This is a genomic window from Qipengyuania psychrotolerans (assembly GCF_019711355.1).
Taxonomy (GTDB): domain Bacteria; phylum Pseudomonadota; class Alphaproteobacteria; order Sphingomonadales; family Sphingomonadaceae; genus Qipengyuania; species Qipengyuania psychrotolerans.
Window position 1 is genome coordinate 2,363,313 of sequence record NZ_CP081297.1, and the last position, 15,885, is coordinate 2,379,197.

The 15,885-nt window shown below is 60.3% G+C and carries 19 protein-coding genes and 1 tRNA gene; 7 read left to right on the plus strand and 13 right to left on the minus strand.

The features are described from left to right. Positions 1-52 precede the first annotated feature (52 nt). Together dcd and K3166_RS11560 are read left to right on the plus strand one after the other, a co-directional pair. Entirely contained in the window at positions 53-607 is a 555-nt protein-coding gene (gene dcd / locus K3166_RS11555; RefSeq protein WP_221422365.1) for a dCTP deaminase, read from the plus strand. Between the two features lie 88 nt (positions 608-695). Continuing rightward, positions 696-1,871 (plus strand): saccharopine dehydrogenase family protein, encoded by a 1,176-nt coding sequence (locus K3166_RS11560; protein WP_221422366.1) that lies wholly within the window; start codon positions 696-698, stop codon positions 1,869-1,871. A 5-nt stretch (positions 1,872-1,876) separates the two neighbouring features. On the opposite strand, the gene K3166_RS11565 is transcribed toward K3166_RS11560, so the two are convergent. Both K3166_RS11565 and K3166_RS11570 read right to left on the minus strand, forming a co-directional pair. Next, on the minus strand, positions 1,877-3,991 hold the full coding sequence (locus K3166_RS11565; RefSeq protein ID WP_345719133.1) for a TonB-dependent receptor: 2,115 nt from the start codon (positions 3,989-3,991) through the stop codon (positions 1,877-1,879). 192 nt (positions 3,992-4,183) lie between these two features. Continuing rightward, a tRNA-Gly gene (locus tag K3166_RS11570) sits at positions 4,184-4,258 on the minus strand. A gap of 197 nt (positions 4,259-4,455) precedes the next feature. Here K3166_RS11570 and K3166_RS11575 point away from each other — a divergent pair. Beyond that, entirely contained in the window at positions 4,456-5,379 is a 924-nt protein-coding gene (locus K3166_RS11575) for a tetratricopeptide repeat protein (protein WP_221424091.1), read from the plus strand. 4 nt (positions 5,380-5,383) lie between these two features. Beyond that, positions 5,384-5,995: an LON peptidase substrate-binding domain-containing protein gene (locus K3166_RS11580; RefSeq protein ID WP_221422368.1), complete on the plus strand. Its 612-nt coding sequence runs from the start codon at positions 5,384-5,386 to the stop codon at positions 5,993-5,995. Between the two features lie 3 nt (positions 5,996-5,998). Here the strand turns inward: K3166_RS11580 and K3166_RS11585 are convergent, their stop codons facing one another. The 5 genes from K3166_RS11585 to argB all read right to left on the minus strand — a co-directional run bounded on the left by K3166_RS11585 (position 5,999) and on the right by argB (position 9,512). Continuing rightward, positions 5,999-6,622, minus strand: a complete 624-nt coding sequence (locus K3166_RS11585; RefSeq protein WP_221422369.1) for a MarC family protein — start codon at positions 6,620-6,622, stop codon at positions 5,999-6,001. 2 nt (positions 6,623-6,624) lie between these two features. Beyond that, positions 6,625-7,371 (minus strand): hypothetical protein, encoded by a 747-nt coding sequence (locus tag K3166_RS11590; protein ID WP_221422370.1) that lies wholly within the window; start codon positions 7,369-7,371, stop codon positions 6,625-6,627. Further along, on the minus strand, positions 7,368-8,261 hold the full coding sequence (gene folD / locus K3166_RS11595; protein ID WP_221422371.1) for a bifunctional methylenetetrahydrofolate dehydrogenase/methenyltetrahydrofolate cyclohydrolase FolD: 894 nt from the start codon (positions 8,259-8,261) through the stop codon (positions 7,368-7,370). The genes K3166_RS11590 and folD overlap by 4 nt, the downstream gene beginning before the upstream one ends. Next, positions 8,258-8,554 carry a YggT family protein gene (locus K3166_RS11600; RefSeq protein WP_221422372.1) on the minus strand — a complete coding sequence of 99 codons (297 nt, stop codon included), beginning with the start codon at positions 8,552-8,554 and terminating at the stop codon, positions 8,258-8,260. Before K3166_RS11600 ends, folD begins: the two co-directional genes overlap by 4 nt. A 73-nt stretch (positions 8,555-8,627) precedes the next feature. Continuing rightward, complete coding sequence (argB, locus tag K3166_RS11605) at positions 8,628-9,512, minus strand: acetylglutamate kinase (protein ID WP_221424092.1); 885 nt, start codon at positions 9,510-9,512, stop codon at positions 8,628-8,630. Positions 9,513-9,636: 124 nt separating this feature from the next. Between argB and K3166_RS11610 the strand changes: the two genes are divergently transcribed. Further along, positions 9,637-10,275: a hypothetical protein gene (locus K3166_RS11610; protein ID WP_247714633.1), complete on the plus strand. Its 639-nt coding sequence runs from the start codon at positions 9,637-9,639 to the stop codon at positions 10,273-10,275. A gap of 40 nt (positions 10,276-10,315) precedes the next feature. Here K3166_RS11610 and K3166_RS11615 read toward each other — a convergent pair whose 3' ends face one another. The 4 genes from K3166_RS11615 to K3166_RS13470 all read right to left on the minus strand — a co-directional run bounded on the left by K3166_RS11615 (position 10,316) and on the right by K3166_RS13470 (position 12,475). Beyond that, positions 10,316-11,230, minus strand: a complete 915-nt coding sequence (locus K3166_RS11615) for a sulfotransferase domain-containing protein (RefSeq protein ID WP_221422373.1) — start codon at positions 11,228-11,230, stop codon at positions 10,316-10,318. Positions 11,231-11,347: 117 nt separating this feature from the next. Continuing rightward, positions 11,348-11,671 carry a hypothetical protein gene (locus K3166_RS11620; protein ID WP_247714634.1) on the minus strand — a complete coding sequence of 108 codons (324 nt, stop codon included), beginning with the start codon at positions 11,669-11,671 and terminating at the stop codon, positions 11,348-11,350. Beyond that, on the minus strand, positions 11,652-11,918 hold the full coding sequence (locus K3166_RS11625; RefSeq protein WP_221422374.1) for an HP1242/YdcH family protein: 267 nt from the start codon (positions 11,916-11,918) through the stop codon (positions 11,652-11,654). Before K3166_RS11625 ends, K3166_RS11620 begins: the two co-directional genes overlap by 20 nt. 92 nt (positions 11,919-12,010) lie before the next feature. Continuing rightward, positions 12,011-12,475, minus strand: coding sequence for a DUF1294 domain-containing protein (locus K3166_RS13470; RefSeq protein WP_247714635.1), 465 nt, complete (start codon positions 12,473-12,475; stop codon positions 12,011-12,013). A gap of 121 nt (positions 12,476-12,596) precedes the next feature. On the opposite strand from K3166_RS13470, the gene K3166_RS11640 reads away from it, so the two are divergent. Then, the gene (locus tag K3166_RS11640) at positions 12,597-13,088 is read left to right on the plus strand and encodes a thermonuclease family protein (RefSeq protein ID WP_221422375.1); all 492 of its coding nucleotides are present in this window, start codon (positions 12,597-12,599) and stop codon (positions 13,086-13,088) included. Positions 13,089-13,115: 27 nt separating this feature from the next. After that, positions 13,116-13,436 carry an HNH endonuclease gene (locus K3166_RS11645; protein ID WP_221422376.1) on the plus strand — a complete coding sequence of 107 codons (321 nt, stop codon included), beginning with the start codon at positions 13,116-13,118 and terminating at the stop codon, positions 13,434-13,436. A gap of 160 nt (positions 13,437-13,596) precedes the next feature. Here K3166_RS11645 and K3166_RS11650 read toward each other — a convergent pair whose 3' ends face one another. Both K3166_RS11650 and K3166_RS11655 read right to left on the minus strand, forming a co-directional pair. Then, a complete protein-coding gene (locus tag K3166_RS11650; protein WP_221422377.1) occupies positions 13,597-14,322 on the minus strand; it encodes a toll/interleukin-1 receptor domain-containing protein in 726 nt (241 codons plus the stop codon). 6 nt (positions 14,323-14,328) lie between these two features. Beyond that, the gene (locus tag K3166_RS11655; protein ID WP_221422378.1) at positions 14,329-15,393 is read right to left on the minus strand and encodes a ribonucleotide-diphosphate reductase subunit beta; all 1,065 of its coding nucleotides are present in this window, start codon (positions 15,391-15,393) and stop codon (positions 14,329-14,331) included. Between the last annotated feature and the right edge of the window lie 492 nt (positions 15,394-15,885).

Sequence of the window (15,885 nt, forward strand, 5' to 3'; positions counted from 1 at the left end):
TTAAATGCCCCTCCCGCTTGCCCGCGCAGCGTTGGTCGGGAATCACAGACGCATGGCGATTCTCTCCGACAAATGGATCCGCGACAAGGCAACCACCGAAGGCATGATCGAGCCCTTCGTCGAAAGCCAGCGCCGCGATGGCACCATCAGCTACGGCTTGTCCTCATATGGCTATGACGCGCGCGTGGCCGATGAATTCAAGATCTTTACGAATGTCGACAGTGCGATTGTCGACCCCAAGGATTTCGCCGCCAACAGCTTCGTCGATCGCAAGACCGATTGCTGCATCATCCCGCCCAACAGTTTTGCCCTTGCGCGTACGGTCGAATACTTCCGCGTGCCTGAAGACGTGCTGGTAATCTGTCTCGGGAAGAGCACCTACGCACGGTGCGGCATCATCGTGAATGTGACGCCGCTCGAACCGGGCTGGGAAGGCCATGTCACACTGGAGTTTTCGAACACCACCCCGCTTCCGGCGAAGATCTACGCCAATGAAGGCGCGTGTCAGTTCCTGTTCCTGAAGGGCAACGAACGCTGCGAGACGAGCTACCGGGACCGCGCAGGCAAATACATGGGCCAGCGCGGCGTAACGCTGCCTCGCCTCTGATCCACATCCGATCAACGCGGCCCTGACGCTGCGTCTTTGACTCTGACGCCCGCGCGGCCCACATCTTCTTCGAATAGAGGAGAGTGATATGGCCGACACCGAATTCGACATCGTGATCTATGGCGCAACCGGATATACCGGACGTCTCGTCGCTGAACATTTCGTGCGGGAATATGGCGACAGCAGCGATGGTCCCAAGTGGGCGATGGCAGGGCGCAGCGAAGACAAGCTGACCGCCGTTCGCGATGAAATCGGAGCGCCTTCGACCACTCCGATGATCGTTGCAGATGCTTCAGATCCCGCCAGCCTCGAGGCAATGTGCAAGCGCACCAAGGTCGTGCTGACCACTGTCGGCCCATATCAGCTTTATGGCGATGCGCTGGTCGAAGCCTGTGTAAAAACCGGCACCGACTATGCCGATCTGTGCGGCGAACCTGCCTGGATGGCGCAGCAGATTGCCAAACACCACGAGGCCGCGAAGAAGAGCGGCGCGCGGATATGCTTCTCCTCCGGCTTCGACTCCATTCCTTTCGACCTTGGCGTGATGATGCTGCAAAAGGAAGCCAAGGCAATGCACGGATCGCCCGCACCGCGCGTCAAAGGCCGTGTCCGCGCAATGCAGGGCACATTCTCTGGGGGCACTGCGGCAAGCCTCGGCGCGACGATGAAGGCCGCGATGAAGGACCCCAAGGTGATCGGCGTAATCCGCGATCCCTTCGCCCTTGCGCCGGGTTTCGACGGGCCCGACCAGCCATCAGGAATGATCCCGCATTACGAAGAAGAGGTCGGCAAATGGGCCGCACCTTTCGTCATGGCACCGATCAATACCAAGAATGTGCACCGCACCAACTTCCTGCTCGGTCACCCGTATGGCGAGGATTTTCGCTATGACGAAATGGTGCTCACCAGCCCCGGCGAAGCGGGCAAGGCCGCGGCCAATGCCATGGTCGAACTGGCCAAGAACCCGTTCGGGGCAAAGCCGCCCAAGCCCGGCGAAGGACCCACACCGGAAGAACGTGAGAACGGCTTTTACGACGTGCTTTTCATCGGCGAATGGCCCGACGGCAAGCGCATCAAGTACGGCGTAAAAGGAAAGTACGATCCGGGTTACGGTTCGACCAGCCGGATGCTGGGCGAAACCGGCATGGCCCTGCTCGAAAGCAATGCCGAGGGCGGCGTTGGCACCCCCGGATCGTTCTTGGGCGAAGCGTTGGTAAAGCGACTGCGCGAGCGCGCCAACCTTACCTTCGCCCTCGAGGATTGATCAGGTCAGTAGCTGAACCGGACCGCAGCGCTGAAGTTGCGGCCGGCCAGCGGGACGAAGTCCTTAGTGAAGCTGGCGTGACGTCGGCCGCTGACATCGAAGATGTTTTCGGCCTTGAGGATTACGCTTAGCGACGGTTCCGTCCGGATCGGGCGCCACGTTGCGATCGCGTTGACGAAGGTGAAGCTTTCGGTTGCGGTTTCGAACTCGGCAACGTCGTCCTGACCATCATACCATTCGACTTCGCCGCGCAGATCGAGCGCCGGTGTCGACGCTTCGAGTGCGCCCAGCAGGCTGATGGGCGGGATGCGCGGAACTGCCGATCCATCGGACAGCTCGGCCTCGACATATTCGCCGCGCAAATCGGCCGTCAAAGCAAAGTTCCCGGTGTCGAGGAAGCGCCACAGCACCTCCCCTTCGAGGCCTTGATAGGTGGCGTCCTGCTGGAGATAGATGAAGACTGGCAGTTCATCCTCTTCCGCTCCGGTTTCGGACAGGTAGATGTAATCGTCGAACCAATTCTTGAAGGCGGCCAGGGTGAAATCGAGGTCGCCGACACGCCCACGGGCGAAAAGTTCTGCGCCCCATGCCCGCTCCAGCCCAAGATCCGCATCACCGATTTCGAACTGCTGCGTCGCAATGTGGGGGCCGTTGGAGAAAAGCTCTTCGGCGCTGGGCGCGCGGGCCACGCGGGAAATGTTCACGCCGGCCCGGAACGCATCGGGGCCATCATAGGCTAGGCCGATAGCACCTGAGACAGCGTTGAAGTCACGCTCGATCCCGAGCGGCACCGAATCCACCGTGGTGGTTTCGAAACGCGCCGCGCCTTCGAGCTGGATCGGCCCATCGCCATATTCCTGCAATGCGAAGATCGCGGCCTGTTCGGTGCGGTTCGGGGCAACATAAGCCTCCTCGCCCTCGGCGAAGAAATCGCGAAAATAATACTGCAGGCCCAGCGAGCCGCGCCAGCGTCCATTGGGATTCTGCACCAGTTCGGCGCGGGCTTCCATGCCCTGCACATCGAAAACGGTGCCTACTTCGTCGCCTTCGAATTCGGTGTGGGTGTAATCGGAATAGCCTGCCCGGATCTTGAGTTTCTCGAACACGCCCTCGCCGAGGTAGATATCGCCGCGCATATCGGCGCGGTATTGGCGCAGGCCGATGTTGACGGTTTCCGGACCTTCTTCCTCGGACTCTTCTGCGCCGCCCTCTTCTTCACCTTCGTGGTGTCCGGCGCCCGGCGCAATCGGAACGCCGTAGAAAGTGTCATAAACACCGATGGAAACACCGAGGTTCGATCGATCGCGGAAGAAGGCAACACCGGCATTGGCCGTCCATGTTTCAGTGCCGCTGTTGAACAGCACGCCGCTGGCGTTCGCAGCTTCACGCAGTTCTGCAGCTTCCTCCAGCTCGCCCTCCGCTTCTTCCTCTGCTGCGGTTTCGAGCAGTTCAGCTCGTAGCGTCGGGGCGAGGACGAATCCGGCAATCTCGAGATCATCCGTTTTGCGGTAAGACCCGTCAAAATGGGAAACGAAGCCGCCGCCCAGAGGAATATCGACCGATGCCCCGCCTTCGCGAAGGTCGCTGGCGGTGTTGGCCCGCAGGATCGCATCGACATGGATGGCTTCGTTCGGGACGCGCCGCGGAATGCGCTTGTCGATGACATTGACCGCGCCGCCGATTGCCTGGCTGCCGTATAGCAGGACGGCTGGGCCGCGCAGGACTTCGATGCTCTCGGCCGTCAATGGATCGATGGAAACTGCATGGTCTGCAGACGTGTTTGAAACATCGATCGCGCCGATACCATCGACCAGCACCTTTACACGCTCTCCGGAGAAACCGCGCAGGATGGGTCGCGATGCTCCGGGCGCAAATCCGGTAGCCGTGACCCCGGGAATGCTTGCGAGCACCTCGCCAAGTTGGCCGTCGAGATTGCGATCGAGATTATCGCCCTCCATCACGCTCGTGCCGGCAAGCAGGTCGAATTGGCGCAGGCCTTCTGCGGTGACGATGATAGTCCCGCGTGAATCGAGCCTGCGGTCGTGCAAATCGTCGGCTACCGGCTCAACCTCTCCCTCTTGAGCAGCGCTGACCTCCTCAGGATCGCTGTTCTGCGCCACCGCAGGCGATGCGGCTGCGATAGCGATTACGGAAAGGGAGCTGATTAGCGGACGTCGAGCGCGAAAGGTGTGATACAACATAACCTGCGAATTAGCATCAGCTTTACGCATTGCAAGCGCAATCCGCCAAATGTGCACGCGGCACGACAGACGACATGCCTGCCACCCGCATTATCGGATTTTTCGGAGAAATGGAGCGGGCGAGGCGATTCGAACGCCCGACCCCAACCTTGGCAAGGTTGTGCTCTACCCCTGAGCTACGCCCGCTCACTGACGCTCTACCGAACCGCAAGGTCCGGTGGGGAGGCGCGCAGTTAGCAACGCGGCCTGAGTCCCGCAAGAGAAAAAGTTCAGCTTTTTTCTCGCTCTTGTGCACTAATCATGGGTCCTTCACATTTGCACAGGAAGGCCCACATGGGGGGCAACAGTAATCCAAGGATGGAAAGGCGGTTTCAGTGGCGAGCATGGGGTTGAATATCGACGAGCAAAAGGCGGTCGAGCGGTTCAAGACGGATGTCGTAGAGCCTTCGATGACGAAGCTCGTCATTCTCGATTTTTATGCTGACTGGTGCGGACCCTGCAAGGCGCTGGCACCGATGCTGGAAAAGGTCGCCGCCGAATATGCCGATAAAGGCGTGGTCCTGAAGAAGGTCGACGTCGACAAGGAAAAATTCATCGCGTCGCAGTTCCAGGTGCAATCCATTCCGACTGTCTATGCCATGTTCCAGGGTCAGCCCGTCGCCGACCTGACAAACGCCCGCAGCGAATCGCAGTTGAAGCAGACGCTCGACCAGATCCTTGCGCAGGTGCCGATCCAGGCCGGGGACGCTGGCGATCCTCAGGCACAGGCTGCCGAACAGGCCGAACAATTCGTGGCAATGGGCGAGGAAATTCTCGCTGGCGGCGACGCAGCGCGGGCAGCAGGCATCTTTGCACAGGTGACGGAAATGGCTCCCGATAACGCGCCAGCGCATGCCGGATTGATCCGCGCGCTGATTCAGGCCGAACAGGTCGAAGAAGCGAAAAAGGTCCTCGAAGCGGCCAGGGCCAATCCCGCAATTGCCGCCGATCCCGCAATCGAGACCGCCGCAAGCGCGCTCGATCTTGCAGGCAGCAAGGTCGACGACAGCGAACTCGTCGGACTGCGCGAGAAAGCATCGGCCAATCCGCAGGACATGGATGCCCGCCTCGCATACGCCGAAGCTGCCTTCGCTGCAGGTGAGCGCGATGCATCGGCAGCGGAATTGCTCGCCATGGTTGAAGCCGACCGCGAGTGGAACGAGGGTGCAGCGCGGACCAAGCTCGTTGAGATTTTCAGCGCTGTCGGATTGGAAGATCCGTGGGTCGTGGAGACAAGGCGCAAGCTTTCGAGGTTGCTGTTTGGATGAACCATTGACCCGCAAAATTTCCATCTTTCCGTTGCCGGAAGCGATCCTGTTCCCGGGCCTGCAATTGCCGCTGCACATATTCGAGCCACGTTACCGCGAGCTCGTTGGCAGCGCGCTTGCCAAAGACCGGTTGATCGGCATCATCCAGCCGCAGACGTCGGTGACCAACGCTCCGCTTTACGACGTTGGTTGCCTTGGCAGGATCGGCGATGTCGAAGCGCTTGAGGATGGGCGTTACAACATCGTGCTGGAAGGCGAAGCGCGCTTCCGCGTCCTGCGCGAACTCGATGTGAACACCGCCTTCCGCCAGGTCGAAGCAGATTTGCTCGAAGATCCGCCGGAGCAATTCCTCGCAAGCGTTGAGCGAGCAGGCTTCGAATTCGAGGCCAAGCGTTTCGCAGCGATGCAAGGATACAAAGTGGATTGGGAATCGGTCGAACGGCTGGACGATGAAACGCTGATCAACGGCGTTGCGCAGATCATCCCGTTTGATTCAGCGGCCAAGCAGGCGCTTCTCGAGGCGCCCACCCTTTCGGACCGCTGCGAGCTGATGATCCAGTTGATGCAGTTCTTCGCGCTGCGTGACGATGACGACGAGATCGTGACCCTGCAGTAGGGACTAGATCCCGAAACTGCCCTTCAGCCCATCGATGACATATTGTGCGGCCAGGGCGGCCAACAACACGCCGAGAAGCCGCGTGATCACCGCTTCGACCCGGTCGCCGAACAGCTTCATCAGCGGCCCGGCCGCGATCAGTGCAAGCATCGTCAGCACCAGAACCGTACCAAGCGCGCCCAACACCACCAGGCTCTGCTCAAGACCGGTGGCTTCATTCATCAGCAGCATGATTGCAGCGATCGCACCCGGTCCCGCCAGCATCGGCATGGCCATCGGGAAGACCGACACGTCTTCGACTTCAGGCGTCGAGGCGACTTTTTGCGCGCGGTCTTCGCGGCGCTGGGTGCGCTTTTCGAAGACCATTTCAAATGCGATCCAGAACAACATGAACCCGCCAGCGATACGGAAGCTGTCGAGTTCGATGTGGAGTGCCCCGAGGAGATCCTCGCCGAACAACGCGAAAATCAGCAGGATGATCGCCGCGATGAAACACGCACGGATCGCCATGTTGCGGCGCTGGGCTGGCGTTGCCCCCTTTGTCAGACCCGCATAGATCGGCGCGCAGCCTGGCGGGTCGATCACCACGAAAAGCGTGATGAATGCAGAGATGAAAAGCTGGGTCATCGTCAGTTGCCTTCGCCAACGTTGGCAGGCCAGCGTTTCTCGATGACGCGTTTCCATTCGCCATCGGTCAGAGCGTGGACCTCGAAAATTCTGGTGTCGCCAATATAGGCCCAGCGCCATGCCAGCGTCTGATCGGGCGACAGAACCTGTTTATAGCCCGGCTCTGCGGGAAGCGCGCCAGCCTCGCCGATTTTGCAATCCGTGACATTACCGTCGATCGACACCAGGCCGGGGACCACGATCGCGCCGGGTCCCGGATCGCCGGGAGCGGTCTTTGCAGGCGGCTGCGGATCGTCGAGCGCAGCAGCATTGTGCAACCACTCATAGTCGCCTTTGCGATCCCGCTGCCAGACGGTGAGATAACTGCCCACCAGTTTCTGGCGGTTCTCGAAGCGGCCCTCGCTCACCGCAAGACGGCCATCGCAGCTCATCCAGACTATCGTGGGGGACCAGGGTCCAACCTCTTCCTGATCGTCTAACGCCGACCCCCAGGTAGTTGCGGCAGTCTCGCCAGTGCTGGTTAGTGCGCTGGCCTGCGGGGCCGCAAATTCACGGGCGGCCGCATAGTGGCCCTGCGCCTCGGCAGCCTTGAGAAATTCGATTTCCCGAGCGACGATACGGCTTGGCTGCGCGGCGCCGGGAGCCGCAGCGAGCGCGCGCGCATAGCGTTCACGCGGAAACCTCGGTCCCGAAGCGCAGCCCACAAGAGCGAGTGCCGCGGCGGTCAGGCCGATCATGCGAAGGATCACAAGCTCTCCGGCACTTCGAGACCGGCGTTGCGGTATGCGGCAACCAGCGTGTTGCGCAGGAGCACGGCGATCGTCATCGGGCCGACACCGCCCGGTACCGGCGTAATTGCGGAAGCAACGCCTTGTGCGCCGGCATAGTCGACATCGCCGACCAGTCGCCCCTTTTCCTCGCCTTCGGCAGGCGGCAGGCGGTTGATGCCAACGTCGACCACTGTCGCGCCGTCCTTGAGCCATTCGGCCTTGACCATTTCGGCGCGGCCAACGGCTGCAACCACGATGTCAGCGCGCTTGACCACGCTCGGCAAATCCTTGGTCCGGCTATGGGCGATGGTGACGGTGGCGTTGGCATCGAGCAGGAGCTGGGCCATCGGTTTGCCGACGATATTGGAACGGCCGATAACCACGGCTTCAAGGCCGGACAAATCGCCCAGTCTGTCGGTCAGCAGCATCATGCAGCCAAGCGGCGTGCACGGCACGAACCCGCGCTGACCCACTGCCAGTCGTCCGGCATTGGTCACGTGAAAGCCATCGACATCCTTGTCCGGACTGATGCTTGCGATGACAGTCTGCTCGTCGAGATGGTCCGGCAGAGGCAACTGGACCAGAATGCCGTCTACGGCATCGTCCTTGTTGAGCTGTTGGATCAGTGCGAGCAGGTCGCTGTCGGTCGTATCTGCAGGCAGCCGATGCTCGAAACTCTCCATCCCGGCGGCCAGGGTCGCCTTGTGCTTGGAACGCACGTAGACCTGGCTGGCCGGGTCTTCGCCCACCAGCACCACAGCAAGCCCCGCCTTGCGACCAGTCTTGTTTGAGAACTGTCCTGCGAGCGCGCCAACACGCTCCCGCAGGAGGGCAGCAAAGGCTTTTCCGTCGATCCGTTCAGCAGTCATCCGATGCTACTTCTTAACGCGTCTAGAAGGATCATAACAAACTGGAGCAGTATGATTAGCACGAGGGGCGAAAAATCGATGGCGCCAGTGTTCGGAAGAAACCTCCTCATCGGACGGAAGAGCGGATCCAAAAGGCGATTTATTGCATCGTATACCGATGACAGGAACTGGTTGCGGTGGTTCACCACGTTGAATGCAAAAAGGAGGCCAATCACGAACTGGACGATAACTAGCGTTATCAGGACCCGCGTAACGATCCCCACCATCTGAATAATCGCGTCTAAAAATGCCATGTGTTCTGCCTGTTACCTCAACCCGTTTGAGGCATGTAAGACCCCTCGCGATACGACTCAACCGAAGATCACTCTATCCCGCGCTTATCAAGGTGCCTGCACCTCTCGCGGTGAAGAATTCGAGCAGCATTGCGTGGGGCACACGCCCATCAAGCACAACTGCGGCCTCGCATCCGGCCTCGACCGCATCGACGCAGGTCTCCAGCTTCGGGATCATCCCGCCGCTGATGGTGCCATCCGCGCGCAGGGCAGCGATGTCGGCCGGCGTCAGGTCCGTGAGCAGCGAACCGTCCTTGCCCAGCACCCCCGGCACATCGGTCAGCAGCAGCAACCGGGCAGCGCCAAGAGCCGATGCCAATGCGCCTGCCATGGTGTCTGCGTTGATATTGTAGGTGTGACCATCTTCGCCCGAACCGATGGGTGCGATGATGGGGATCATGCCTGCCGCAGTGGCTGTCTCGATAATCGCGGTGTCGACCGCGCAAGGTTCGCCCACGAAGCCGAGATCGAGCACCTTCTCGATATTGCTTTCGGGGTCTTTGGTGGTGCGCTCCACCTTGCGCGCCGTCACGAGATTGCCATCCTTGCCGGACAGGCCGACAGCCTTGCCCCCTGCCCGCGCGATGGACGATACCAGCGCCTTGTTGATCGCGCCCGACAGGACCATTTCAGCGATTTCCGCCGTCTGCTTGTCGGTCACCCGCAGCCCGTCGACGAAGGTGCTTTCCACGCCCAGCTTCTTGAGCATGGCCCCGATCTGCGGGCCGCCCCCGTGGACCACCACCGGATTGATGCCGACCGCCTTGAGCAGGACCACGTCTTCGGCAAACTCCCGCTCCGCGTCTTCATCGCCCATCGCGTTGCCGCCGTATTTCACGACAAAGCTGCGTCCTGCATAGCGCTGGAAATAGGGCAGCGCTTCGATCAGCGTTTGCGCCTTGGTGCTTGCTTCGTGCATCGGCTGGTCGGGTTCTTCGCTGGTTTTCATGGCAAGGGGCATTAGCTGGTGGATGGCCGGGGTGAAAGAGGCTTGATCGGCGTGCCGCTTGCCGGTCAGGCCGCACGCTGCCATCACCGGCTTCATGATCATGACCAGAACGCTCGCCCTGCCCCTCCTCCTGCCATTGGCCGCTTGCGCCAGCGCGCCCGACGCCCCGGCTCTGCCGCAATCGCAGGAGCGTTTCTGGCAAGCGCTCTCCAGCCATTGCGGCAACGCGTATGAAGGCAGCCTCGCCAGCAGCGATGAGCGCGATGCCGACTGGGCAGGCAAGCAGATGATAGCTCATTGGGCTGACTGTTCGGACACGCGCGTCGCCGTGGCCTTCCACGTCGCGGACGCTCAAGCGCCAGGCGGCTGGAACCGGTCGCGCACTTGGGTTGTCACTCGCACCAGTGACGGCCTGCGCCTCAAGCACGACCACCGGCACGAAGATGGCTCCGTAGACGCCGTGACGCAGTATGGCGGCGATACGCTGTCCGCCGGAACAGCGCGCGTGCAAGACTTCCCCGTGGACGCCTTCTCCATCGCCCTGTTCGAACGCGAAGGACTGGAGGCATCGCTGACGAATGTATGGCGCGTTGAGGTCGACCGAGCGAACGACAGCGGCGCTCGATTTGCCTATCAGCTCACCCGCCGCAACGATCCGACCCGGCTGTTCCGGGTCGAATTCGATGCCAGTGATCCGGTCGCTGCCCCGCCCGCTGCATGGGGCTGGGAATAAGCCTTTAAAGTCGGTCTTGCGCGCGGCCCCGGATAATCGCCTACCCCATGCGCTGGTCGATTTCCGCTGCGAGCGAGGCGTAGTCCTTGTGTCCGGTTACCGGTTCGATCCGTTCGGCCCATAACCGGTCGATCTCGCTGGAGATCGATGCAGGCACAATGCTCCCATCGCTGCCCGCAGCTTGGACCTTGGTAGAATCGCTGGCGGCGGGAATGCCGAGCCGTTCTTCCATCACGGCGCATATCATCGCATCGTCGAAGCGGTCCTTGTGGTCATGCATGAAGCTGCGCGAAGTGCAGTGCGCCACCGCATCGACCTGGTCCTCGGTAACCTCAATCCCCAGGAATGCGGCCATCTTGCGGATCATAGCGGGCTGGTTTTTCGCCGCCCAGCGATAGGTCGCCAGCAGCGTATCAGGTTCCTCGCGGCGCGCGTACCAGCTCAGCAGATGGGCGTAATAATCGCAACCGCCCGGCCCTCCGCCCAGCCATAGCGGCAGGAAATCTTCCAGTGACATGGCCCCGGCTTCCAGATGCCAGCCATCGAAGAAACGGTGCATCGAAACATACGTCTCATGCGGATCGCGCAGGGTGATGATGTAGCGCGCGCCGTCCGGCAGTCCTTCGTATGCCCGGTGGCTCTTGAACCCGCGCGGCGCGGCGCGCTGGGGGGCGTTCATGTCCATGTCGAGAATCAGCGCGGTATCTTCCCACGGCGTCATCCGGCTGATGTCGTCGAAGTCCATGTCGCTCTTGCCGGTGGCGGCGATCATGCGCAGCTGATGGAACATCTGCTGCGTCATGGTGGTGCCGCTCTTGGCCCAGCTGGTGATGAAGATATCGCCCGGCTGAGGAACGATCGTGTGGTGCGGCTGAGGTTCGGCCGCGGCGAGCGCGCCCATGTTCGCCCCGAATTCCTCGATATTCCGCGCACGGCGGCCGGCGGCCTGGCTCATCCAAAATCCCCTCACGAGCGCGACCCGCTTGCAGCAGGCCTAGCAAGGGATCAGCCGAGGGGAAAGGCACCTGCGCGTTTTACCAGCCAGCCATCCCGCAGCCTGGTCCCGGCGCGCCTATTCTGCTGGCGGCTCTTCGGCGCTGGCGTCCTCACCATCTACCGGCACCGGGGTCATCGGAGTTTCGGGAAGGTCGACCGGCACGGCATCGGGATCTTCCTGCGTGACAATCAGCTCGCCGCCGCCGACATCCTCGACATCGGCTTCATAGGTCTTTTCTTCGGGTTCCTGGGCGCACGCCGCCAGCGCGATAAGGGCAATGGGGGCAAATTTGATCGGGTTCATGGCGCGGTTTTCCTCAACAGCATTGGCCGTCCTGCCTTGCAGCATCGCGCCGGGACGGAGGCGGCGCGAGCAAGCCTCAGGGCTGGATTTCGCCAAGCGTCCGCGCCTCGGTCACGATCGCGGAGATTTCGTCGAGCAGGCCGAGGCGCTTTTTCTTGAGTGCCTCCACACGTTCGTCGCTGGCGGCATCTGCCTCTGCCTCGATGCGGTGCACCTCGCGGTTCACCTCGTGATATTCGTCGGCCAGTCGGGCATAGTGCGCATTGTCCTGCTTCAGGCGCGTGACAAGCTCGCGGTCGCGGGCGAAGATCGTGGTCAGTTCATTGGGTGTGTGCTGCGACATGCTCGGGGTTCCTCATTGCGTGGGAACCAGTCGTAGCCAAGTGCGGGGCTGCGTCTTTGCGATGGATCAATTTCGGGTGCAGAAAGCTGCCATCAATAAACGGGTTCGCACGCAATCCCGTCGCCATCTCCGTCCATTTCGGAACGGTAGCCCGGCTCTCCGCGAAGAAGCGGTGCCCTCCCCGCAGCGCGCACGCTGTTGCAACCGGAATAATATACCGACCGTTCCACGGCCTTGCGCGCAGCCACATCTTCGGGAGTTTCGCGCGTGATGTAGAGGAAGGCGATGCCGCCAACAGCGGCAACTTGCATAAGCCCGGATGCCAGCAGCTTCTCGTTGAAGCTGCGCTTTCTGGTCTTGTGCCGGAATAGTGATCGGCCTGCCAGCGCGCCGGGCATTCCGCCAAACGTGGCGAAGAGGATTAAGGTCGCCTCGCTGATCCGCCACTGCCCGTTTTCCGCCAGCGACTTGTCGATCCCGAATGCGGAAAAAGCCGCCAGATTCATGGCGATCAGGTAATAGACCAGCATCTCGAGCAGGGGCATCCAGGGTGTCATCAGCAAGTCCGGCAACAAGTTGGCTTGGGGCAGCGTAGCAGCTTTTTGCACCTGTTTTCATTAAAGAATTGCCAAGCCTGAAGGCGATTGCGCCAAGTCTGTGTGCTGGTAGTGTCACTCCATGCCAAAGCCCCCACGCTTCCATACGAAACGCCGCCGAAGCCGCCTGCGCGAAATGCGCTGGATTGCGATTGCGGCGGTGCTGGTCGGTGCCTCCTTCTTGTACAGGGACAGGCTGAACCCGCCCGAGCCGGTGAGCGAAGTGACGCTGAGCTTCGGGCTTTGCGGAGACAACTGGGCCGCCTGCGTGATCGACGGGGACACGGTGGCCATCGGCCAGCGCCGCGTGCGCCTGACCGGCTATGACGCGCCGGAGATGGACGGTGCCTGCGAAGCCGAACGGGTGAAAGCACGCGAAGCCCGCACAGCCCTCCACACCTGGCTCGCCGAGGGCCGCTTCACTTGGACCGGCGGCACCGAGCCGCCCCGCGACCAATATGGCCGAGAACTCCGCGAAGCCTCACGCGGCGGCGAGGCGCTGGCGGATCACATGATCGGCGCAGGGCTGGCCGAGGGGAGTGGCTGGGGCGCTGAGAAGAAAATGTGGTGTTGAGGCAAACATTTGCTACTCAAGGATCCAATGGCCCGTTGGAATCGCACATCAAAATGGAAGAAAACGATGATTGCGCGTCTGTTGGAACGCGATGGGTTTTCATGCTGGCTTTGCGGGCTTCCGATGACTCAGCCGCCCAAAAAGCACAACAAGCGGATTAGTTTGGAACACCTAAAAGCGAGAAGCGAGGGTGGCACCGACGATCTGGACAACCTTGTGCTCTGTCATCAACATTGCAACGGTCATCTGGGGGTTCGACCGATCGCCGATAAATTGAAGATGCGCTCCAAATGGCACAAAGTCGCAACGCGAGCACATCTGCTGGAAAAAACAGTCAAGAAGCGATGATGCAAGAGCCGATCGACGTTTCGATTCGTGACTACGGATCGCTCTATTTCTTTCCGACCCTATGGTGGGTCAATGTTCAGTGGCACGAAAAGCCGGAGCGGCGGATTGATAGCTACGCGGTGCCGAAGCGCCGTTGGAAGTAGTAAAAGGAGCCTTGATCTTAAAACGGGATATCGTCATCAAGGTCACCGAACTGGTCAACTTTGTTTAACTCTGCGTACCGACTCTTCAATCTTTCATCACTTTTGACCAGCTCCGCCACCTCGGACGACAACACTTCTGCAGTCTTAATGCCTCGTGACAGTGCTTGATTCTTCTGAATGAAACCAGTGGGATCTTCGCCCATATGTACGGCGATAATCTTGACTCCACGGCCTACAGCATACCCGACCTCCTGCTGCGTCCAATGGCTCTTGGAGAAACCGGGAGTGTGCATTGAAATAAATAGCTCACAATTCGTCAGCGCTCGCTCAATCTGCACCTGCCACTCTAGTGTCGGTTCGATATCATCATGAGCCACAAACGCGCTCATATGATGCGCACTAAGACAGTCACGCATTCGCGCCGCCTTTTCTTTTTCCGCACTGAGGTGGCTGACAAACACTCGTAGGTCTTCAGTAGCCTCCCAAACTCTCGGAAGTTGTCTTATCGGTGCGGCGTCAGAAAAGGCGGGAAGACCTAGGTCTTCCACAATTTCTGCAAGGGCATTCAGTGGCGCGCGAGAAAGTACCAACCGATAAAATTCGGCATCGCTGTCCCAGCTTCCACTAATACTTGTCGTTAGCCCGAAGGCAGTCAGGAACTGATCGACTTCATCCCAAGCATATCGATTGGCTAGTTCATCAGCGATTTGTCGATTGAGGCCAAGTCTCTCAGAGACCTTCAAAGTACATCACTCCGCCGCGACAGCTCCTTTGCCGCCTTCGTCCCCAAACAGGCCCGGACCATCGTCCACGGCCACTTCCTCATTCGCGGCCTTGGCGCTGCCGCGTTTGTCGAAGGTGGACCAGACCGTGTTCCAGTCGCCCGTGGTGGCGCCCTTGGAGTATTCGGTGGCGCGCTGTTCGAAGAAGTTGGCGTGCTCCACGCCGTTGATCAGCGGGGCGAGCCACGGCAGCGGGTGATCGTCGACCATGTAGATCGGCTGGAAGCCCAGCTGGCCCAGGCGCCAGTCGGCGATGTAGCGGATGTACTTCTTGATATCCTTGGGCGTCATGCCAGACACGGGGCCCATTTCAAACGCGAGGTCGATGAAGTTGTCTTCCAGACGCACGGTCTTCTGGCAGATATCGATGATGTCTTCCTTGACCGCCTTGGTCAGGCAATCGCGTTCACGAACGAATTCGTGGAACATACGGATGATGCCTTCGCAGTGCAGGCTTTCATCGCGGATCGACCAGCTGACGATCTGCCCCATGCCCTTCATCTTGTTGAAGCGCGGGAAGTTCATCAGCATCGCGAAGCTGGCGAACAGCTGCATGCCTTCGGTAAATCCGCCGAACATGGCGAGCGTGCGGGCAATGTCTTCGTCATTGTCGACGCCGAAATTCTGCATGTAATTATGCTTGTCGGCCATTTCCTCGTAATCGAGGAAGGCGGAATATTCGCTTTCCGGCATGCCGATCGTGTCGAGCAGATGGCTGTAGGCCGCGATGTGCACCGTCTCCATGTTGGAGAAGGCGGTGAGCATCATCTTGATCTCGGTCGGCTTGAACACGCGGGCGTATTTGTCGTGGTAGCAATCCTGCACCTCGACATCGGCCTGGGTGAAGAAACGGAAGATCTGCGTGAGCAGGTTCCGCTCGTGCTCGGACAGCTTCTGCGCCCAGTCGCGGCAGTCTTCGCCCAGCGGAACTTCTTCCGGCATCCAGTGGATCTGCTGCTGGCGTTTCCAGAAGTCGTAAGCCCACGGGTATTCGAACGGCTTGTAGGTCTTGCGGGCTTCGAGCAACGACATCTTGTGTCTCTCCGGTTTGCAGCTGAACTTCCTATATAGGGAATCATGCCTCTGATTCGATAGCAAGTGCAAATGATTTAGCGGGGATAAGCACGGGAAAAAGTTCTCACCACGCGGTTAACCGCAGGAACGCGTCAGGGGTGATGCGAGTTAGTGACATGAAAGCAGCCGACATGCTTTCAGCAAGGCGCTTCAGGGATTGGCGAAGCGCCGGGCAAAACCAGTTTCGGGGACAAGCGGGCCTAGTCCGGTTTCCCCTTTTGCGGGCTTAGGCCGCGCATCCCCGACGCCCCACCTCCCCGGAGGTTGGGGCGTCAATTGTTTGTCACGCCGCAATGCCCTCCGCGCCGGCTTTTGGCCCGTAGCAGGCGCTTTTGAAGGTCCATCCAATGAGCCGTGCCTGAGAGGCGGTGAAGCGTGGACCTAATCCGCTGACCGCCCGTTGGTAAGGTATAAGTAATTAAAAACGCTCGACAATTCGGGCAGAAAGCA

What these genes read in the sequence shown, in the direction of transcription:
- dcd (WP_221422365.1), top strand. Translation starts at nt 53, where the DNA reads ATGGCGATTCTCTCCGACAAATGGATCCGCGACAAGGCAACCACCGAA.
- K3166_RS11560 (WP_221422366.1), top strand. Translation starts at nt 696, where the DNA reads ATGGCCGACACCGAATTCGACATCGTGATCTATGGCGCAACCGGATAT.
- K3166_RS11575 (WP_221424091.1), top strand. Translation starts at nt 4,456, where the DNA reads ATGGGGTTGAATATCGACGAGCAAAAGGCGGTCGAGCGGTTCAAGACG.
- K3166_RS11585 (WP_221422369.1), bottom strand. Translation starts at nt 6,622, where the DNA reads ATGACCCAGCTTTTCATCTCTGCATTCATCACGCTTTTCGTGGTGATC.
- folD (WP_221422371.1), bottom strand. Translation starts at nt 8,261, where the DNA reads ATGACTGCTGAACGGATCGACGGAAAAGCCTTTGCTGCCCTCCTGCGG.
- K3166_RS11600 (WP_221422372.1), bottom strand. Translation starts at nt 8,554, where the DNA reads ATGGCATTTTTAGACGCGATTATTCAGATGGTGGGGATCGTTACGCGG.
- argB (WP_221424092.1), bottom strand. Translation starts at nt 9,512, where the DNA reads ATGCACGAAGCAAGCACCAAGGCGCAAACGCTGATCGAAGCGCTGCCC.
- K3166_RS11610 (WP_247714633.1), top strand. Translation starts at nt 9,637, where the DNA reads ATGATCATGACCAGAACGCTCGCCCTGCCCCTCCTCCTGCCATTGGCC.
- K3166_RS11615 (WP_221422373.1), bottom strand. Translation starts at nt 11,230, where the DNA reads ATGAGCCAGGCCGCCGGCCGCCGTGCGCGGAATATCGAGGAATTCGGG.
- K3166_RS11625 (WP_221422374.1), bottom strand. Translation starts at nt 11,918, where the DNA reads ATGTCGCAGCACACACCCAATGAACTGACCACGATCTTCGCCCGCGAC.
- K3166_RS13470 (WP_247714635.1), bottom strand. Translation starts at nt 12,475, where the DNA reads ATGACACCCTGGATGCCCCTGCTCGAGATGCTGGTCTATTACCTGATC.
- K3166_RS11640 (WP_221422375.1), top strand. Translation starts at nt 12,597, where the DNA reads ATGCCAAAGCCCCCACGCTTCCATACGAAACGCCGCCGAAGCCGCCTG.
- K3166_RS11645 (WP_221422376.1), top strand. Translation starts at nt 13,116, where the DNA reads ATGGCCCGTTGGAATCGCACATCAAAATGGAAGAAAACGATGATTGCG.
- K3166_RS11655 (WP_221422378.1), bottom strand. Translation starts at nt 15,393, where the DNA reads ATGTCGTTGCTCGAAGCCCGCAAGACCTACAAGCCGTTCGAATACCCG.